Below are 16,948 nucleotides of genomic sequence, written 5' to 3' on the forward strand. Positions count from 1 at the left end.
GGAGGCCGGCCCCTGGGCGGTGCGTACATCCAGGGGCCCGGAGATGTCCCGGTGGGACAGAAGTCCCACCGGGACATTTTAAGGTGTACGATGCATCTATGAATGCGACAGGGAACGTTCCGGAACGGCGCAGCCGCAAGGCGCGCAGAACCCGGGACGCGCTGGCGCGGAGCGCGTTCGATCTCGTACTCGAACGTGGTCTGCGGAGCGTGACGGTCGAAGAGATCGCGCAGGCGGCCGATGTCGACCGGCGCACCTTCAGCCGGTACTTCCCGAGCAAGGAGGCCGCCGTCCTCGACGCAGTGCGGGGCGACGGCGACAGGATCAACCGAGCGCTCCGCGAGCGCCCCGTGGCCGAGCCACCGCTCATCGCCTACCGCCGGGCCGTCCTCGACTGGCTCGACGACCCGGAGGCGGAGCCCTGGCATCTGCGGCCACGCATCTTCGACCTGCTTCGCATGGCCGAGGAGGAAGCCACTCTGTACGCGGCGTACCACCACATCCGTGTGGACGCCCAGGAGGAGTCGGTGGCGATTCTCGCGGAACGGCTCGGTGTCGACCCGCGGCAGGACCTCCGTCCCGCCGTGGCCGTCGCCGCGGGAGCCGGAGCGCTCCTCGCGGCCCAGGCGGCATGGGTACGGGGTGGCCGGCCGGCCGCCCTGCCCGAGTTCGTCGTACACGCCTTCGACGCCCTCTCCGCGAACCTGCTGGAACCCTGGCAGGACGGGCCGGCGCCCCACAGCACCACGCAAGGAAGCACACCATGAGCACCACCCTTCCCACCGCCTACGAGGCGGAGTTCGCCGGCAAGGTCGCCCTCGTCACCGGCGGAGCCTCGGGCATCGGCCTGGCCCTCTCACGGAGGCTCGCCGCGAGCGGCGCGGCCGTCGTCGTCGCCGACTACAACGAGGAGAGCGCCCGCAAGGCCGCCGACGACCTGAAGGCCACCGGGGCGCGCGCCGCCGCGGTCGCCCTCGACGTCACCGACTCCGCCTCGGTCGAGGCCGGAGTGCGGTTCGCCGTCGACACTTTCGGCGCCCTGCACCTCGCCGTGAACAACGCCGGCATCGGCGGTCCCTCGCACCCCACCGGCGAGTACGGGATCGAGGACTGGAACAGGGTCGTCGCCACCAACCTCAGCGGCGTCTTCTACTCGATGCGCCACGAGCTCCCGGCCATCCTGGCCGCGGGCGGCGGCGCCGTCGTCAACGTCTCGTCGATCCTCGGCACCAACGGCTTCGCGAACTCTCCGGCGTACGTCGCCGCCAAGCACGGCGTCGTCGGCCTCACCAAGACCGCGGCACTCGAATACGCGGCACAGAACGTCCGCATCAACGCGGTCGGCCCGGGCTTCATCGACACCCCGCTGCTCCGCGACACCGACGGGCCTGCCCGCGACCACCTGATCTCCCTGCACCCGGCGGGCCGTCTCGGCACGTCGGAGGAGGTCGCCGAACTCATCGCCTTCCTGCTCTCCGACCGCGCCTCCTTCATCCACGGCAGCTACCACCTGGTGGACGGCGGCTACTCCGCTCCCTGATCCCCGAGTGGCGCACCGCCACCACGAGGGTCACAAAGGAAGTACGGAGAACGAAGGAGAGACATGAAAGCCGTCCAGTACCGCACCGTCGGCGCCGCCCCCGAGGTCGTCGAGATACCCGAGCCCGTGGCCGGGCCCGGCCAGATCCTGTTGAAGGTCAGCGCCGCCGGTGTCTGCCACTCGGACATCGCCGTGATGAGCTGGCCCGCCGAGGGGTTCCCCTACGAGCTGCCGCTCACGCTCGGTCATGAGGGTGTCGGTACGGTCGCCGCGCTCGGCGAGGGCGCCGAGGGCGTCTCGGTGGGAGACGCGGTCGCCGTCTACGGCCCGTGGGGCTGCGGCACCTGCGTGAACTGCGCAGAGGGCCGGGAGAACTACTGCCTGCGCGCCGCCGACCTCGGAATCAACCCGCCCGGACTGGGGAACCCGGGCGCCATGGCCGAGTACATGATCGTCGACGACGCCCGGCATCTGACGCCCATCGGCGACCTGGACCCGGTCAAGACCGTCTCGCTGACCGACGCGGGCCTGACCCCGTACCACGCGATCAAGCGCTCGCTGCCGAAGCTGACGCCCGGCGCCACCGCCGTGGTCATCGGTACCGGCGGCCTCGGTCACGTAGCCATCCAGCTGCTGCGTGCCATGACCGCCGCACGGGTCATCGCACTGGACGTCACCGAGGAGAAGCTGGCACTGGCCCGGACCGTGGGCGCCCACGAGGCGGTGCTGTCCGACGAGAACGCCGCCGCCAAGGTCCGCGAACTCACCGGCGGCATCGGTGCCCAGGTCGTCCTCGACTTCGTCGGCGCCGAGCCGACCGTGAAGACGGCCGGCGCGGTCGCCTCCATCGACAGTGACGTCACCATCGTCGGGATCGGTGGCGGCCTGCTGCCCGTCGGCTTCGGCGTCCTGCCGTTCTCCACGTCGGTCTCCGCGCCGTACTGGGGCTCGCGCAGGGAGCTCGCCGAAGTCATCGAGCTCGCCCACGCCGGTGCCGTCGACGTCCACGTCGAGACGTACTCCATCGACGAGGCCCCGCTCGCCTACGAGCGGCTGCACGCGGGCAAGATCAACGGCCGCGCGGTCATCCTGCCCAACGGCTGACCGCGGGGGACGACTCGCCGGGACGCCCGAGGAGGGCGCCCGGCGAGTCGTCCGCGCTCTCAGGGAGCGGCCGTCACCACGTCGGACCGGGTCAGCCGCACAGGTTCGGTGCCGGACGAGCTGTGCCGTTCCGCCCAGTTCTCCAGAGCCGTGCGGCAGGCATGGTCCAGATGGTGCAGGCCGGAGAGGTCCAGGGAGATGGGCCGGTCCTTGGGCAGGGCCTCCAGGCTGTCGAGTATCTTCGGCAGCCGCAGGAAGGTCGCATTGCCCGACAGACGGGCCCGGACTCCGTCGGCATTGCTGTCGACGACCTCCAGCTTGATGTGCGAGGCGTCCCAGGCCGCCTTGGCCACCGACAGGGCCAGACCGGTCAGAACTCCTTCGAACATGTTCACCGTCACGATCGCCACCGCCGTGACGACCAGGATCACCGCCTCACCACGGTGCTCCCGCCACAGCGTCACGAGGGCGCGCCGCGGGATCAGCTTCCACCCGGCGTGGATGAGGATGCCGGCGAGCGCGGGGAGGGGGATGAGGCCCAGCGCGGACGGGAGGAGCGCCGCGAACAGGAGCAGCCACACACCGTGCAGCACCCGGGAGGCCCGCGTCCGCGCACCCGCCTGCACGTTGGCCGAGCTGCGCACGATGACCGCGGTCATCGGCAGCGCGCCCAGGAGTCCGCACACGGTGTTGCCCGTGCCCTGGGCCATCAGCTCCTTGTCGTACTCGGTGCGCGGACCGTCGTGCAGCCGGTCCACCGCAGCCGCGCTGAACAGGCTCTCCGCGGAGGCGATCAAGGTGAACGCCGCCACGGTCCCGAGCAGGCTCAGGCTCGCGAGCCCGCCGAACTCCGACAGCGCGGGGGCCTGGACGGCGTCCACGAGCCCCTGGACCTGAACGGTCTCGACCGGCAGCCCGAACGCCAGCGAGGCGAGGGTGGCCAGCGCGACCGCGGCGAGTGCGCCCGGGACGGCCCGCACCCGCTTCGGCATCCTGTTCCATCCCACCATCAGGGCGATCGTCCCGGCGCCCACCGCGAGTGAGGCGAGAGCCGCGGGACTGGACACGCTGTCGGCCAGCAGCCCGGGAATGCCGGCCATCTTGCCGGTACCGGAGCGCGGTGCCTCGGCACCGGCCGCCGCGTAGAGCTGACCCGCGATCAGGACGAGGCCGATGCCCGCGAGCATGCCCTCGACCACCGAGACCGAGATCGCCCGGAACCAGCGGCCCAGCCGCAGCGCGCCCATGGCCAGCTGGAGCAGCCCCGCCGTCAGCACGATGACTCCGAGCGCGGGCAGCCCGAAGGACTGGACGGCCTCGAAGACGAGCACGGTGAGACCGGCGGCCGGCCCCGACACCTGGAGACTGCTGCCGCGCATGAGGCCGGTGACGAGCCCGCCCACGATGCCGGTGATCAGCCCCAGTTCCGCCGGGACCCCCGACGCGACGGCGACGCCGACGCACAGCGGCAGGGCGACGAGGAAGACAACGAGTGACGCGGCGAAATCCTGCCGCAGGTGAGGGAACTTGGAGACCCTGTCCATGGCGGCCCTCATCCCGTGCGGAAGGGGGCCGAGCGCACGTCGCCGGGCGGGGGTGCCCAGACGGCGCTGTCGCTGATGCGTGGGACTTCTGTCCGGGAGTGATCGACGAGAGATTGCATACCAGAGGTTCCTCCTGGCGCGCCTGAGGGCGGCGCGTCGGCATACGTGTGAGAACTGGAGCCTGGAGGGCAGGGCGGCATGACCCCGTGTCGATGAGCCCACAGCAGCGGGCCGAGAAGGGGGGCAGGCGACCGGGCCTCGGGTCAGCTCAGCAGCGGAACACCTGGAGCGCGGTGGAGGAGTGCGCGGTCGAGGATCTGGAGGTGTGGTGCGCGTTGCCCATCGCGGCGACGGCCGCCGGAGTGAGCAGGCCGTCCGCGTCGATCGTCACGACGGAACGCGAAGGGGTCTCCGGGGCGGGGACGCTCGCGGAGCGATGCCGGTCCCGGTGGCGCAGCAGGCCGTTCGACTCGCCCCCGCGTTCGGAGGTGCCGCATGTGCCGTACTCGCCGTGCGCCTCGCCCGTCGTCGTCTCCGGGAGAGCGGCCACCTCGAATCCTGGGGCGGACGCGTGCGCGTCCCCCGCCGGCGTGCCGGAGTACGGGGCCAATAGGAAGCCCACCAGGATCGCGAGTACGAACCGGACCGCCACTGCTCGCACGCTTCACCTCCTCCTGGACTTCACCCGTCCTTCGGGACGCTAACAGGCCAGGGGGATTATGGAGTTAACCCTTTGTGAAGAGTCCGAAAGTCGATGCCTGACGAGCCGAATTGTGTGGCGGAGTCCTGCGGGCGTGCAGGGTGTGCCCGCCGATCCCTTCTCACTATTTGAGATAATCCGCGGTTCCGGGGTGGCGCATATGCCGGACGATCGGCATCCGTCATATTCGCACAGTGGTTCGGCTCGCGGGTTCTGTCAACCCGTGGAAACACGGCTGCGGTTGACTGGGCCGTTTGTAAACCCGGCGTGGTGACTGCCCGGAACGGGCGGCTCCGAGGGTCTGGGCTGGGCACTCCCCGACAGGCAGAGAACCTCGACAGCGTGCGGAAGGCCGGGTTCGACGAAAGCCGACGGCTGTGTGCGGGAAATCAATTCCCCCTTCCGAACCGTCGGCAGGAAAGGCCGGCCCGTTCGGACCGGGCCTCAGGGACGGTAATTCCTGTTCGCTGTCGCGTTCGTCGAAGGTATTTCTTCGTGCCTCGTCGCCGTGGTTACGGCCTTGAGCCCACGGGCATCGAGGCGGCGACGCGGGCCGGTCCCCGGTCGGAGTCTCTTCCAACGGCAGGGGCGGGAACCGGATTACGGAACTCGTCCTTGGGCTCGCGTTCTGTTCATTCCCCTTGTCGAGGACGTGCGAAATCGCGCCTGCCCCGGTCGGCACAAAGCCGCGGACCGGCGGGCCCGTAACCCTCCGGCCCCGGGCAGGGTTCTCGAGCAGGGAGATGGCGATGGGCGCACAGGACACGGCGGAGCGACTGCGAGCGACCACCGGTGAACTGTCAGGGCTGTTCTACGAGCGGGACGACGTCGTACGGACGCTGACGGTGGCGGCGGCCGTCAGACTCCTGGACGAGGAGTTCAACTCGGACCGGCACCTCTTCCGCGTCATCCGACCTTCTACCGGCGGGCGGTGGCCTGCCCCCTGCCGTCGGCGGGCGAGGCGAAGCCCGCGAGCTCCTCGGGGGCGCGGGGACCGGGCGCGGACGCGTCCAGCAGGCCGTGCGCGCGCAGCAGTCGGGCGGTCGCGATGCCCCACGGCAGCCGCAGCCCGGCCTCCTCCAGGAGATCCGTACGGGCGAGCATCGCGGGCGCCGGCCCGGCGCGGACACCCGAGGGGGTGAGGAGCGCGGCGTCGTCGGCCCAGCGCAGGGCCAGGTCGACGTCGTGCGTGGCCATCATGACGGTGGTGCCGCTCTCCCGGAGGGTGCCCAGCGTGGCGAGCAGCCGCTCCTGACCGTCCGGGTCGAGCCCGGCGGTCGGCTCGTCGAGGATCAGCACCCGGGGCCTCATCGCGACCGCCCCCGCGATGGCGGTCCGTTTGCGCTGCCCGTACGAGAGCAGGTGGGTGGGCCGGTCCGCCAGCGCCCTGATGTCGAGGGCGTCCAGCGCCTCGTCCACCCGGGCCCGCACCTCGCTGTCGGGCAGCCCCAGGTTCAGCGGTCCGAAGGACACGTCCTGGGAGACGGACGCGGCGAACAACTGGTCGTCCGGGTCCTGCACCACCAACTGGACCGTGGTACGCAGCCGGGTCAGGCCCTTCCGGTCGTACGTGACCGGGCGGCCCTCCACCGTCAACTGCCCCTCGCGGGGTCGCAACCCGCCGCTGAGCAGACGCATCAGCGTGGTCTTCCCACTGCCGTTCCGGCCGAGCAGGGCGAGCGCACGCCCCACCCGTGCTTCGAAGTCGAGGCCGCTGAGCACGGCAGGGCCGTCCTCGTACGCGAAGGCCGCGCCCCGCAGGGCGAGCAGTACGGATTCGCTCATGAAAGGGGCCTTTCCAGGACGAGGGTCAGCACGGTGAGGGCCGCGAGCAGGGTGACGCTCACGGCCACGAACCGGCCGGAGACACGGGCGTCGGGTACCAGGACGCGCAGGGTCCCGTCGTAGCCGCGCCCGGCGAGCCCGGCCTGGAGCCGGGCCGCGCGGTCGAAGGCCCTGATGAACGCGGTGGCCCCCAGCCCCGCCAGCGAGCGCCAGGCGGCGGCCCGAGTGGTGTGCCCGAGCCGGGCCGCCTGGGCCTCCCGGATCCGGCGCACCGCGTCGAGGAGCAGGAAGCTCATGCGGTACGTCACCAGGGCGACGTCCACCACCGGCGCCGGCACCCCCGCCTTGACCAGGCGGGGCAGCAGGTCGGACATCGGGGTGGTGAAGGCGAACAGCAGGACCCCGAGCGACGCAGCCGAGGTGCGCAGCAGCAGCTCCCCGGCACGGACCGGCCCCCCGTCGGCCAGGGTCACGAGTCCCTCCGGCCCGCCGACCTGTACGAGCAGTGTGGCCGCCCCGGTGACGCAGAAACCCAGGGGAACCCGGTAGGCCCGCCAGAGTTGGCGTGCGGGCACACCGGCCGGCCCCAGCAGGACGGCGACGGCGGTGAGGAGGATCAGTGCGGCTCCGGGCCAGGGCGGCAGTGAGATCGCCAGGACCGTGAGTCCCAGCCCCAGTACGGCTTTGTCCACGGGATGGCGGCGGCGCCAGCGACTGCTGTGCGCCGCCGCGTCGATCGGCAGCACGATCCTCAGTTCCCCCGGGCCGCGGGCTCCCCGGCACCGGAGCCGTCCTGCTGCACGCTCGCGCGCAGCTCGCCCTGGCGGCGTCCGCGCCGCAGACCGAAGTAATAGGCGAGGACGCCCGCGCCCAACGCGGCCTGGAGGGCGAACAGGGCCGACTCGATCTCGCCGGACGGTGGTTCGTACAGCGGGGAGAACCAGGGCTCGTATTCGGGATCGATCTCGGTGATCGCCGTCTCGGCCTGGGCGTCGGCGCCCGCGAACGGCTCCTTCTCGTCGTCGCCGAGGCCGAGGGCCAGCGGCAGGACGGCCAGCGCGGCCACGACGAGCAGCAGAAGGGCGTTGATCTTCGTGTTCCTGTTCATCGGGCCACCGCCTCGGTCTCGGCCGTCCTGGTCCGGTCCCGCCTGCCGGCGAGGAACACGCCGAGCCGGGTCAGATCCCCCTTGCTGGACTGCACGAGGAGCCGCATGACCAGAACGGTCAGGAGCCCCTCGCTCACCGCCAGCGGGATCTGGGTGACCGCGAAGATGGAGCCGAACTTGCCGAGCGCGCCCAGGAATCCGGTGCTCGGGTCCGGGAAGGCGAGCGCCAGCTGCACGCTCGTGACGCAGTACGTCGACAGGTCGGCGACGAACGCGCCGAAGAACACTCCCACCATCAGCGGCACGTCGTACCGGCGCAGCAGCCTGTAGACCGCGTACCCCGCCCAGGGCCCGACGATCGCCATCGAGAAGACGTTGGCACCCAGCGTGGTCAGCCCGCCGTGGGCGAGCAGGAGCGCTTGGAACAGCAGGGTGATGGTGCCCAGGACCGCCATGATCGGCGGGCGGAACAGGATGGCCCCCAGCCCCGTGCCGGTGGGATGCGAGCAGCTCCCGGTCACGGACGGGATCTTCAATGCGGAAAGAACGAACGTGAAGGCCCCGGAAGCCCCCAGGAGCAGCGTGCTCTCGGGGTTCTCCCGGACTTCACGCGTGAGTGACCGGACTCCGTGGACGACGAACGGCGCGGACGCGACACCCCAGGCGATCGCGTGCACCGGAGGCAGAAAACCCTCGGCTATGTGCATGGCTCAGCAGACCCTCTCCAGCACCTCGTGGATGGTTGAAGTGCCTTGGCCGGTCTCCTGGCTTACGGGTACCACCGCCCGAACTCCGCCTTCCCGGGTCACAAGGACCCAGTGGCTGCCCGCGAGGGCCGGAGCCGGACTTCCCGATCACAGTGGCGAGGGCCGCACCGGCATCACACCGATTTCCCGTTCACCAAGGCGTGGCGACAGTAGTGCCAGGTGGGGGACGATGACAAGCGGGCCTGAGGTCACCGAGGGCGGCCACCGGCCCTGCCGGGCAGGTGTCTGAGCAGGCACTGGGCCTTCCTGACGCCGTACATGAGGCCCCCTCCCCGACCAATCGGGGTCAACTCTCCCCGGTTCGAAGCCGGAAAGCCCACGCAGGTGCCGGGGGAGACCCCAGGAGTCCGGCCTGCTCGGCGGGTCGGCGTACCCCGAGGGCGCCGGCACGCGCCTTCTACGGACGGCGCCCCCAGGCGGAGACCATGGGGGCCGTCGCCAGGTCGAGTCGTCCGGTGGCGACGTCGGACAGGTGGCGGTCGATGTCCTCGTCGGTCGCGATCCCCGCCGCCACGAGCCGGCCACGGATCTGCCGGACCGTCGCTGCCTCGAGAACGGTGCAGGCCGGCGAGGTGATCGGGAAGTAGGCATCCGCCTGTACGTCGTCCAGGCCGCCTTCGCGCAGCAGCCGGGGCAGTGTCCGGCCGTACGCGAGATCGGCGCCGCGTGCGGCCATGAGCTCCCGGAACCCGGAGCGCAGACGGTTGGCGAGCCGCTGCTCGGGGCCCGACTCGTCCGGGCACAGCAGAGGCTGCAGCCCCGGATCGGCATCCTCCAGGAGCAGCACACCACCCGGTCGCAGCGCCTGGATCATGCGGCGCAGCGCCTCCGCGCGGTCGACGACGTGCACCAGGACCAGCCGGGCGTGCACGAGGTCGAAGCCACCCGGCGGCGGAGGATCGGCCGCGACGTCGTGGCGCATGACCTCGACGACTTCGGAGGCGGCTTCTCGTGCCCAGGACACGTCGATGTCGGTGCAGACCACCCGTCCCGTTGCTCCGACACGCTCGGCAAGACCTGCGGGCACGGAGGGGCCGCCCGCCCCGACCTCCCAGCACCGCATGCCCCGGGTGATGCCGATCCGGTCGATGTGCCGGAACGTCACCGGATCGAACAGCTCGGACAGCGCACCGAATCGGATGCCTGCCTCCGACTGCTGGTTGTCCAGCAGATACCCCTGGTCCGCGCCGTGATCGGCCATGCCCTGCGCCACCGTCTCTCTCCGTTCGTAGACGAAGTCCACCACGCGGCGCCCGCTCCTCGCCAACCGGTCCGCGCGTCGTCCGGACCCGCGCGGTGAGCCCCGGCCCCGTGGCCACACGGGTCACAGGAGCCGCTTGCGGCCCCAGACGATGACGAAGGCGGCGACGGCCGCGGCGACGGCGAGCATGATGCCGGCTCCGAGCCACTGCATCGTCTGCATCTGGGAGACGTCGAGATAGTCCAGGGACCAGCCGATGACGTGCTTCGACTCCAGGCAGGAGGTGTGCGCCCGGTCGTTCTCCATCTGATCGAGACAGGTGGTCCAGTCCAGGCGGTCTCCGGAGCTGGTGAGGAAATACGTGCCCTGTCCCTGCTGCTCCGCCTGGGCAGGCAGCTCCGGCCGTACCGCCCCGGGCCCGACGCCCTTGTCGGTGCTGACCGACATGATGTGTCCCAGGCTCCGCCAGAGTTCGTCCCAGACGAACCCGATCGCCACGACGATGCCGAGCGTGACCACCATCGACACCAGCGTGCGGCGCAGGAGCAGGCCGACCGCCACGCCCACGGTGAACGTGAGCAGGGCGTAGGCCACCGGTACGAGCCCCGTGACACTGAAGAAGGAGGTCCAGATGAGGGCCTCGGAAAGTCCCTTGAGCGGGTTCCACCACCAGGTGAGCACGGCGGTGAGCACGCCGGTCGACAGAGCGAGCATCGCGGCGGGAACGGCGAGTTTGGTGATGAGCCAGCGCAGTCGGCTGACGGACTGTGAGGTCACCAGCTTGGCGGTGCCGGTCTCCAGGTCGCCCGCGATGAGCGGAGCCCCGAGCAGGACACCGGCCAGAACGGGGATGTAGCTGAGGTAGCTCCCGATGCTGTGCAGACGGTTGACGTGGGTCTCGAACTCGGGCGGCAGCCCTCCCGACCTCCGCGAGGTCGGGTCCTGGGCGGCCAGGAAGTCCATCGTCTGCCCGCGCAGATAGACCATGACGAGCACGCCGAGGAGCATGGCGGCGATGAGCGTCCAGAACGCGGCGCGGTGCTGGCGCCAGACGAGCCAGACCGGACCGCCGAGCCGGGGGATCCAGTGGTTGCGTGCCGGGCCGGTGGGCGCTGTACGGGCCGGGTCGTGAGTGAGCGTGGTCATGCGGTCACAGCCTTCGTCCGGTCGTGGGTGATGATGTCGTGGATGTCGCCGACGCGGGCGCCGGGGGCGATCAGCGCAGGCGCGTCGGGTGACCGCAGGTAGGCGAGCAGGAGCTCCTCCAGGGTGGGAGGCTCGGCCTGTCCGCCGTATTCGACAGGTCCGCCGAGACGGGCCAGGACGCCCGGCCGGCCCTCGTTGTGCGATCCGATGACGCTGTGCGGCGCGAGGGCCGGGGACGAGCCGTCCCCGGCGTCGGCGAACAGCGCGTGTGCTGCGAGCAGTTCGTCCACCTCACCCGCGAGGCGCAGACCGCCGTCCGCGATGACGAGCAGGTAGTCGCAGATGTGCTCCAGCTCGGCGAGCATGTGCGAGGAGACCAGCACCGTGGTGCCGTGCTGTGCGGCCTCCGCGGTCAGGGTGGCCATGAGCTCGCGGCGGACCAGCGGGTCCAGATCGGCCATCGGCTCGTCGAGGATGAGCAGGTCAGGGCGCTTCCCGAAAGCCAGGGCGAAGGCGACGCGGGTGCGCTGCCCCCCGGACAGCGTGCCGACCTTCGCCTTCAGCGGCACCTGGCCGGCGCGGACGATGCCCTCGGCGACCTCCTGGTCCCAGCAGGGGTTGAACTCGCGGCCCAGCCGCAGGGTTTCCGCGACGGTGAAGCGCCGGAACAGCGGCTTCTCCTGGGTCAGGAACGCGGTCCGCAGGACGGCCTCCGTCGACCCCGGCGCCGCGCCGAACACCCGCAGGGCGCCGGTCGACGGCCGGATCATGTTGGTGGCCAGTCCCATCAGGGTGCTCTTGCCGGCGCCGTTCGGGCCGACAAGGCCGCACACCCGTCCGGCAGGCAGCCGGAAGGAGACGTCCCGCAGCGCCCAGCCGCGCCGGTACTGCTTGCCGAGCCCATGGGCCTCGATCGCAGCCGCGCCGACGGGACGCCCGAACCCCGGCCCGCTTCCGTGGTGCACCTCTGCGTGGTTCATGTGACTCCTGTGCGTGTGGGAGGGTCGGCTGTGACACGCCGCCCGGGTGGACACCACTCTTCTCCGCCGTGGCCTGCGGCGGATCGGGCAAAAGACAGATCATGCGCGGCCGACTCCGACTTTCGGCCGGTCGGCGGGAGGACGGTGAGAGAGATGCTGGCGAGGTTGGCCGCACCCACAGCCACACAGGGAAGGGACCATCCGCAGTTGCTCGTCACGATCCGGCTGGCTCTGGTCGTGGCCCTGGCCGGCCTCGTCGTGCTGGACTGGGTGGGCGGCGATTTCTACCGGATCGGGGGCCCCGACGACAACGTGCTGGGTGCCGCCAAGCTGGGTGGCGCCCTGCTGGCCATCGCTCTGGTCGTGGCATCGCCCCGGCTCGGCAGCCGTGCGCTGCCGGCGGCCGGCTGCACACTGGCGGTCATGTCACTGTGTCTCTCGGTGTTGCTGCACATGGAGATGACGGTCGGGGCGCAGGCGCTGGGATACGCCGAGCCGGCGGCTCTGGTGTGGATCCTGCTGGTCGTCGCCAGACGCGGGGCGCCGTCGTGGGCGGCGGTGGCCGTCCCCGTGCTGTTGATGGCCATCGTGCTGCGGCCGGTGTCGGTCTCGATGCGGCAGTCCACCACGATCTTCGCGCTGATCTTCGCCCTGGCAGCGGTCACGGCGCTGGGCGTCGGCCTCGGGATGCGCCTGCTCCTGGCGGACCGGCGACGGCAGGCCGCGGCGCTCAGGCTGGAGCAGCGGACGGAGTTCGCCAGGGACCTGCACGACTTCGTCGCCCACCACGTGACCGGCATCGTCGTCCAGGCGCAGGGAGCCAACGCGATCGCGGACCGCCGGCCCGAGCTGGTGCCGCCGGCGCTGCAGAGGATCGAGCAGGCGGGCTCGGAGGCGCTGACATCCATGCGGCACATGGTGGGGATGCTGCGCGACGCCGACGGGGAAGTGGCCCTGACCCCGCTGGCGGGCATCGGCGAAGTGCGTTCCCTCGTAGAGGAGTTCTCGGCCGTCGGAGGCGCCCGGGCCCGGCTCGATCTGGAAGGGACCTTCGACGACCTGCCGGTGGAGGTGACCACCACCGCGCACCGGGTGGTGATGGAGGCCCTCACCAACGTACGCAAGCACGCCCATGGTTGTACCGAGGTGCGGGTGCGCGTGAACCGTTCGGGGGACCGGCTCACCGTACGCGTCAGCGACGACGGGCGGCCGCGCCATGTCTCCCAGAGCGGCTTCGGGCTGAAGGGCCTGGCCGAGCGGGTGGGCCTGATCGGTGGGAGTGTCCAGGCGGGCCCGGTGACGGCGGGCGGCTGGGGCGTCGAGGCGACGCTTCCCGTCTCCACGGCAGGGGTGGCGGTCCGATGACGATCCGGGTGCTGATCGCCGACGACCAGGCGATGGTACGGGCCGGGTTCGCGATGATCCTCGCCGCGGAGGACGACATCGACGTCGTGGCGGAGGCATCGGACGGGGTGTTCGCGGTGGAGCTCGCCGAGCGCCACCGGCCCGACGTGGTGCTGATGGACATCCGTATGCCCCGCATGGACGGTCTGGAGGCGCTGCGCAGGCTGACTCGCCCCGGCACCGTGGATCCGCCGAAGGTCGTCGTGGTCACGACGTTCGATGACGACGAGTACGTCCAGCGCGCCCTGGGTGAAGGCGCCTCCGGATTCCTGATCAAGGACTCGGGCCCTGCTCTGCTGGTCGAGGCCATCAGGGCGGCCGCCTCCGGCGAGGCGCTGGTGAGCCCTGCCATCACCGTACGGCTGCTGCGGCGCCTCAACAGCGCGGCGCCCGCGCCCCGGGAGCCGCACACCGCACTCTCCGCGCGGGAGAAGGACCTGGTGCGTCTGGTGGCCAGAGGACTGACCAACGCCGAGATCGCCGTCGAACTCTCCATCTCGGTGGGCACGGTGAAGACGCACCTCGCCAACGTCCAGATCAAGCTGTCAGCCCGCAACCGCGTGGAGATCGCCGCCTGGGCTTGGGAATCCGGCCTGGTCGACGGGCGGCGGTAGGCCCGACCGCGTGGCGCCGGACCCGCTCCCCGGTGCGGACCTGCGTGTCGCGGGGTAGTGAGCGGGGCATGCCAAGGTAGTAGCCCCCGGCATGTCGTGTTGGCCAGAGTAAAGGGGAGTGTCGAAGAGGTCTAGACCCCATACGTCTTACCTCTCGGCTCCCGACCCCGCACCATCCATGAGAGCAAGGGCATTTGATGGTCTAGACCATGCTTGGAGAGCTCATGGGAAGAAACCTGAAGGCCGCCACGGTGCTCGGTGTGTGCTTCGCACTCGCAAGCACCATGGCGCTCGACGCGTTCCCGGCCGCCGCCACCGATGCCGCTCCCCGTGCGACCGCGGCAGTGCCGTCGGTCTCGCCGGCCCCGCAGTCCCTCGCCCGGGCGGGCGGGGACGCCGTCGTGACGGGCAGGGTGCTCGTGGTGGCGGACAAGGACACGGACGCCGCTGCCCGTGACCGCCTCGTCCGCGAGCTGAAGGCGCACGGCACCCACCGGGTGGACATCGTCGCTCCCGGAAAGGTTCCCGGGGCCGCCGCCGGACTGCTCACCGTACGGCTGGGGCCGGCCGCGCGCCCCGACATCGCGGCGGGGCTCGGCGACACGGCGGTACCGGACCACGCCGAGGGCTACGCCCTGCGCGTCTCGCGGACCGGGCCGGGCTCCCGGATCACCCTCGGCGGCAAGGACGCCGCCGGCCAGTTCTACGCCGTGCAGACCCTGCGCCAGTTGTTCGTCCGCTCCGGACACCACGGCTGGAAGGTGTCCGGAGTACGCGTCAGCGACTTCCCGTCGATGCCGCTGCGGGGCACCATCGAGGGCTTCTACGGCCAGCCCTGGACCCCCGCCGAACGCCTCGACCAGATGGACTTCTACGGGGACGTCAAGGCGAACACGTACATCTACGCGCCCAAGGACGACCCCTACCACCGGGGTGAGTGGCGCGAGCCCTATCCCGCCGACAAGCTGGCGGAGCTGGGCGAGCTGGTGCGGCGAGCCACAGCGAACCATGTGCGCTTCACCTTCGCCGTCTCCCCCGGGGAATCGATCTGCTACTCCGACCCCGCCGACCGCAAGGCGCTCAAGGACAAGCTCCAGGCCCTGTACGACCTCGGGACCCGCGCCTTCTCCCTCCCGCTCGACGACATCGACTACGCCACCTGGAACTGCGAGGGCGACAGGGATGCGTACGGCGAACCGGGCAGAGGAGCCGCCGGAAAGGCCCAGGTCGACCTGCTCAACGACGTACAGCGCACCTTCATCGCAACCCACGAGGGCACGTGGCCCTTGCAGATGGTGCCCACCGAGTACTCGGACCTCTCCGAAACGCCCTACAAGCAGGCCATGCGGGACACTCTGGACCCCGCGGTCGAGGTGATGTGGACCGGCGTGGGCGTCGTTCCCGCACAGATCACCGACGAAGAGGCGGAGCAGGCGGCCAAGGCGTTCGGCCGCAAGGTCTTCGTGTGGGACAACTATCCGGTCAACGACTTCGGCAACACCAGCGGACGGCTGCTGCTCGCACCGTACGACAAGCGCGAGGCGGGCCTGTCCGAGCACATCTCCGGCATCGTGGCCAACCCCATGAACCAGCCGTACGCGAGCAAGGTCGCCGTCTTCGGGGCCGCCGACTTCACCTGGAACGACCGGGGGTACGACGCGGAGAGGAACTGGCATGAGGCCATGTCCTACCTCGCGGGCGGCGACCGCGAGGCCACCGACGCCCTGCTCGTCCTCGGCGACCTCGAACACATGGCCCCGACCTTCGGTGCCACTCCCTGGCAGCCCCAGGCACCCGAACTCGCCCGGCGCACAGCGGAGTTCTGGAAGGAATGGGACGCGGGGGACCGCATCGGCGCCGTCAAGGCCCTGCGTACCTACGCGACCGCCGTCGAGCGGTCCCCCGCCACGATCCGCGGCGGATCCGTGGAAGAGGGATTCACCGTCGACGCGGCGCCCTGGCTGGATGCGACCGAGCTGTGGGGCAAGGCGATGGTGACCATGCTCGACGCGCTCCAGGCGCGGCAGGCAGGGGACGAGGAGGCCTCCGGCCGGCTGCTCGCCGAGTCCGACGAGCTCCAGCAGCGGGCCCGCGCCGTGCGGGTGGATCCGCCGCGAAACTCCTGGGGAAAGGTCCAGCCCAAGGTCGGTGACGGAGTGCTCGACACCTTCCTCGTCCAGGCCGGTGTCCGGCTGCAGCTCTGGGACTCCGCGGGAGGCGGGGAGAACCTGGCCCTGAAAGGAACGGCATCCGCGTCCAGCGTGGAGCAGGACCTCGACCGGCTGGCGCCCGGCCACGTCAACGACGGCCTGATGGGCACCCGTTGGGCCTCCGGTTACTCGGACGACGAGTGGGTGCAGATCGAGCTCGCAGCCCCGGCCGAGGTCGCCGCCGTGACCCTCGCCTGGGAGGGCGCCTGCGCGGCGGAGTACGCCGTCCAGACCTCCCCGGACGGGAAGGAGTGGAAGACCGCGTCCACGCAGCGCCCGGACGCGTGTGGCAACGACGTCGTGCGGCTCAACGCCGACGAGGCCGTGCGCTACGTCCGGATCCAGGGGGTCGAGCGGAAGACGACCTGGGGCTACTCGATCCACGAGATGGGCGTCTACGGAGCCACCGCTTCCTGACGGCGGATGACACCGGAGGACGGGCGCTGCGCTGCAGCCGCCCGTCCTCAGCGGCCGTGGCACCTCCGCGAAGAGCACTCGGCCTGGGGCCGTCCGGACCGTGCGGCGGGCCGGGGACACCGGTGGAGGAGCGAACCCTCGCCGTGCTTGCATGACCCTCATGGTGTCCACCGACCGCTTGCTCGCCTTCGCAACCATGTCGTTCCTGCTGATCATCGTCCCCGGCCCCAGTGTGCTGTTCGTGATCGGGCGGGCGCTGGCCCAGGGGCGCCGCGCAGGGGTCGCGGCCACTGCGCGGGAATGGTTTGCCCGCTCGCCTCAGCGGCTCTCCCTGGTCGGCGGCGTCGGCGGGCTCGCGATGATCGGCCTCGGAGTCACCGTGGCCTCCACCGGGCGCAAGGACTGACTCCCGCTGCGATGAGATCGCT

16 protein-coding genes and 1 riboswitch are annotated in these 16,948 nt (G+C 70.9%); of the genes, 7 read left to right on the plus strand and 9 right to left on the minus strand.

The genetic code is table 11. The features are described 5' to 3' along the window. The first annotated feature begins 98 nt into the window (after positions 1-98). From OG379_RS34645 to OG379_RS34655, 3 genes are all read left to right on the plus strand, one after another. Positions 99-767, plus strand: a complete 669-nt coding sequence (locus OG379_RS34645; RefSeq protein WP_405667109.1) for a TetR family transcriptional regulator — start codon at positions 99-101, stop codon at positions 765-767. After that, positions 764-1,540 carry an SDR family NAD(P)-dependent oxidoreductase gene (locus OG379_RS34650; protein WP_405667111.1) on the plus strand — a complete coding sequence of 259 codons (777 nt, stop codon included), beginning with the start codon at positions 764-766 and terminating at the stop codon, positions 1,538-1,540. The genes OG379_RS34645 and OG379_RS34650 overlap by 4 nt, the downstream gene beginning before the upstream one ends. 63 nt (positions 1,541-1,603) lie before the next feature. Next, positions 1,604-2,644, plus strand: coding sequence for an NAD(P)-dependent alcohol dehydrogenase (locus OG379_RS34655; RefSeq protein ID WP_405667112.1), 1,041 nt, complete (start codon positions 1,604-1,606; stop codon positions 2,642-2,644). Between the two features lie 59 nt (positions 2,645-2,703). Here the strand turns inward: OG379_RS34655 and OG379_RS34660 are convergent, their stop codons facing one another. From OG379_RS34660 to OG379_RS34700, 9 genes are all read right to left on the minus strand, one after another. Beyond that, the gene (locus tag OG379_RS34660) at positions 2,704-4,188 is read right to left on the minus strand and encodes a SulP family inorganic anion transporter (RefSeq protein ID WP_405667113.1); all 1,485 of its coding nucleotides are present in this window, start codon (positions 4,186-4,188) and stop codon (positions 2,704-2,706) included. 268 nt (positions 4,189-4,456) lie between these two features. Continuing rightward, positions 4,457-4,849 carry a hypothetical protein gene (locus OG379_RS34665; protein ID WP_405667114.1) on the minus strand — a complete coding sequence of 131 codons (393 nt, stop codon included), beginning with the start codon at positions 4,847-4,849 and terminating at the stop codon, positions 4,457-4,459. Positions 4,850-5,806: 957 nt separating this feature from the next. Then, positions 5,807-6,673 carry an energy-coupling factor ABC transporter ATP-binding protein gene (locus OG379_RS34670; RefSeq protein ID WP_405667115.1) on the minus strand — a complete coding sequence of 289 codons (867 nt, stop codon included), beginning with the start codon at positions 6,671-6,673 and terminating at the stop codon, positions 5,807-5,809. After that, positions 6,670-7,419, minus strand: a complete 750-nt coding sequence (gene cbiQ / locus OG379_RS34675; RefSeq protein ID WP_405667117.1) for a cobalt ECF transporter T component CbiQ — start codon at positions 7,417-7,419, stop codon at positions 6,670-6,672. Before cbiQ ends, OG379_RS34670 begins: the two co-directional genes overlap by 4 nt. Positions 7,420-7,424: 5 nt before the next feature. Next, complete coding sequence (locus tag OG379_RS34680) at positions 7,425-7,781, minus strand: energy-coupling factor ABC transporter substrate-binding protein (RefSeq protein ID WP_393762654.1); 357 nt, start codon at positions 7,779-7,781, stop codon at positions 7,425-7,427. Continuing rightward, the gene (locus OG379_RS34685) at positions 7,778-8,488 is read right to left on the minus strand and encodes an energy-coupling factor ABC transporter permease (RefSeq protein WP_393762656.1); all 711 of its coding nucleotides are present in this window, start codon (positions 8,486-8,488) and stop codon (positions 7,778-7,780) included. Before OG379_RS34685 ends, OG379_RS34680 begins: the two co-directional genes overlap by 4 nt. Positions 8,489-8,517: 29 nt before the next feature. Next, a riboswitch (cobalamin riboswitch) is annotated at positions 8,518-8,723 on the minus strand. Positions 8,724-8,945: 222 nt separating this feature from the next. Beyond that, on the minus strand, positions 8,946-9,749 hold the full coding sequence (locus OG379_RS34690) for a class I SAM-dependent methyltransferase (RefSeq protein ID WP_405668754.1): 804 nt from the start codon (positions 9,747-9,749) through the stop codon (positions 8,946-8,948). Between the two features lie 123 nt (positions 9,750-9,872). Continuing rightward, on the minus strand, positions 9,873-10,895 hold the full coding sequence (locus OG379_RS34695) for an ABC transporter permease (RefSeq protein WP_405667119.1): 1,023 nt from the start codon (positions 10,893-10,895) through the stop codon (positions 9,873-9,875). Beyond that, positions 10,892-11,875 (minus strand): ABC transporter ATP-binding protein, encoded by a 984-nt coding sequence (locus OG379_RS34700; RefSeq protein WP_405667121.1) that lies wholly within the window; start codon positions 11,873-11,875, stop codon positions 10,892-10,894. Before OG379_RS34700 ends, OG379_RS34695 begins: the two co-directional genes overlap by 4 nt. A gap of 165 nt (positions 11,876-12,040) precedes the next feature. On the opposite strand from OG379_RS34700, the gene OG379_RS34705 reads away from it, so the two are divergent. The 4 genes from OG379_RS34705 to OG379_RS34720 all read left to right on the plus strand — a co-directional run bounded on the left by OG379_RS34705 (position 12,041) and on the right by OG379_RS34720 (position 16,926). Beyond that, positions 12,041-13,240, plus strand: a complete 1,200-nt coding sequence (locus tag OG379_RS34705; RefSeq protein ID WP_405667123.1) for a histidine kinase — start codon at positions 12,041-12,043, stop codon at positions 13,238-13,240. Next, the gene (locus OG379_RS34710) at positions 13,237-13,893 is read left to right on the plus strand and encodes a response regulator transcription factor (RefSeq protein WP_362928448.1); all 657 of its coding nucleotides are present in this window, start codon (positions 13,237-13,239) and stop codon (positions 13,891-13,893) included. Before OG379_RS34705 ends, OG379_RS34710 begins: the two co-directional genes overlap by 4 nt. A gap of 224 nt (positions 13,894-14,117) precedes the next feature. Continuing rightward, positions 14,118-16,520, plus strand: a complete 2,403-nt coding sequence (locus OG379_RS34715) for a beta-N-acetylglucosaminidase domain-containing protein (protein WP_405667125.1) — start codon at positions 14,118-14,120, stop codon at positions 16,518-16,520. Between the two features lie 160 nt (positions 16,521-16,680). Continuing rightward, on the plus strand, positions 16,681-16,926 hold the full coding sequence (locus OG379_RS34720; protein ID WP_405668756.1) for a hypothetical protein: 246 nt from the start codon (positions 16,681-16,683) through the stop codon (positions 16,924-16,926). Positions 16,927-16,948: the final 22 nt, after the last annotated feature.

The sequence above is a fragment of the Streptomyces sp. NBC_01166 genome (assembly GCF_045039765.1).
Classification (GTDB): Bacteria; Actinomycetota; Actinomycetes; order Streptomycetales; family Streptomycetaceae; genus Streptomyces.

Excerpts from the sequence above, each read along its gene's own strand:
- OG379_RS34645 (WP_405667109.1), top strand. The coding sequence starts at position 99 with ATGAATGCGACAGGGAACGTTCCGGAACGGCGCAGCCGCAAGGCGCGC.
- OG379_RS34650 (WP_405667111.1), top strand. The coding sequence starts at position 764 with ATGAGCACCACCCTTCCCACCGCCTACGAGGCGGAGTTCGCCGGCAAG.
- OG379_RS34655 (WP_405667112.1), top strand. The coding sequence starts at position 1,604 with ATGAAAGCCGTCCAGTACCGCACCGTCGGCGCCGCCCCCGAGGTCGTC.
- OG379_RS34660 (WP_405667113.1), bottom strand. The coding sequence starts at position 4,188 with ATGGACAGGGTCTCCAAGTTCCCTCACCTGCGGCAGGATTTCGCCGCG.
- OG379_RS34670 (WP_405667115.1), bottom strand. The coding sequence starts at position 6,673 with ATGAGCGAATCCGTACTGCTCGCCCTGCGGGGCGCGGCCTTCGCGTAC.
- OG379_RS34680 (WP_393762654.1), bottom strand. The coding sequence starts at position 7,781 with ATGAACAGGAACACGAAGATCAACGCCCTTCTGCTGCTCGTCGTGGCC.
- OG379_RS34685 (WP_393762656.1), bottom strand. The coding sequence starts at position 8,488 with ATGCACATAGCCGAGGGTTTTCTGCCTCCGGTGCACGCGATCGCCTGG.
- OG379_RS34690 (WP_405668754.1), bottom strand. The coding sequence starts at position 9,749 with ATGGCCGATCACGGCGCGGACCAGGGGTATCTGCTGGACAACCAGCAG.
- OG379_RS34695 (WP_405667119.1), bottom strand. The coding sequence starts at position 10,895 with ATGACCACGCTCACTCACGACCCGGCCCGTACAGCGCCCACCGGCCCG.
- OG379_RS34700 (WP_405667121.1), bottom strand. The coding sequence starts at position 11,875 with ATGAACCACGCAGAGGTGCACCACGGAAGCGGGCCGGGGTTCGGGCGT.
- OG379_RS34710 (WP_362928448.1), top strand. The coding sequence starts at position 13,237 with ATGACGATCCGGGTGCTGATCGCCGACGACCAGGCGATGGTACGGGCC.
- OG379_RS34715 (WP_405667125.1), top strand. The coding sequence starts at position 14,118 with ATGGGAAGAAACCTGAAGGCCGCCACGGTGCTCGGTGTGTGCTTCGCA.
- OG379_RS34720 (WP_405668756.1), top strand. The coding sequence starts at position 16,681 with ATGGTGTCCACCGACCGCTTGCTCGCCTTCGCAACCATGTCGTTCCTG.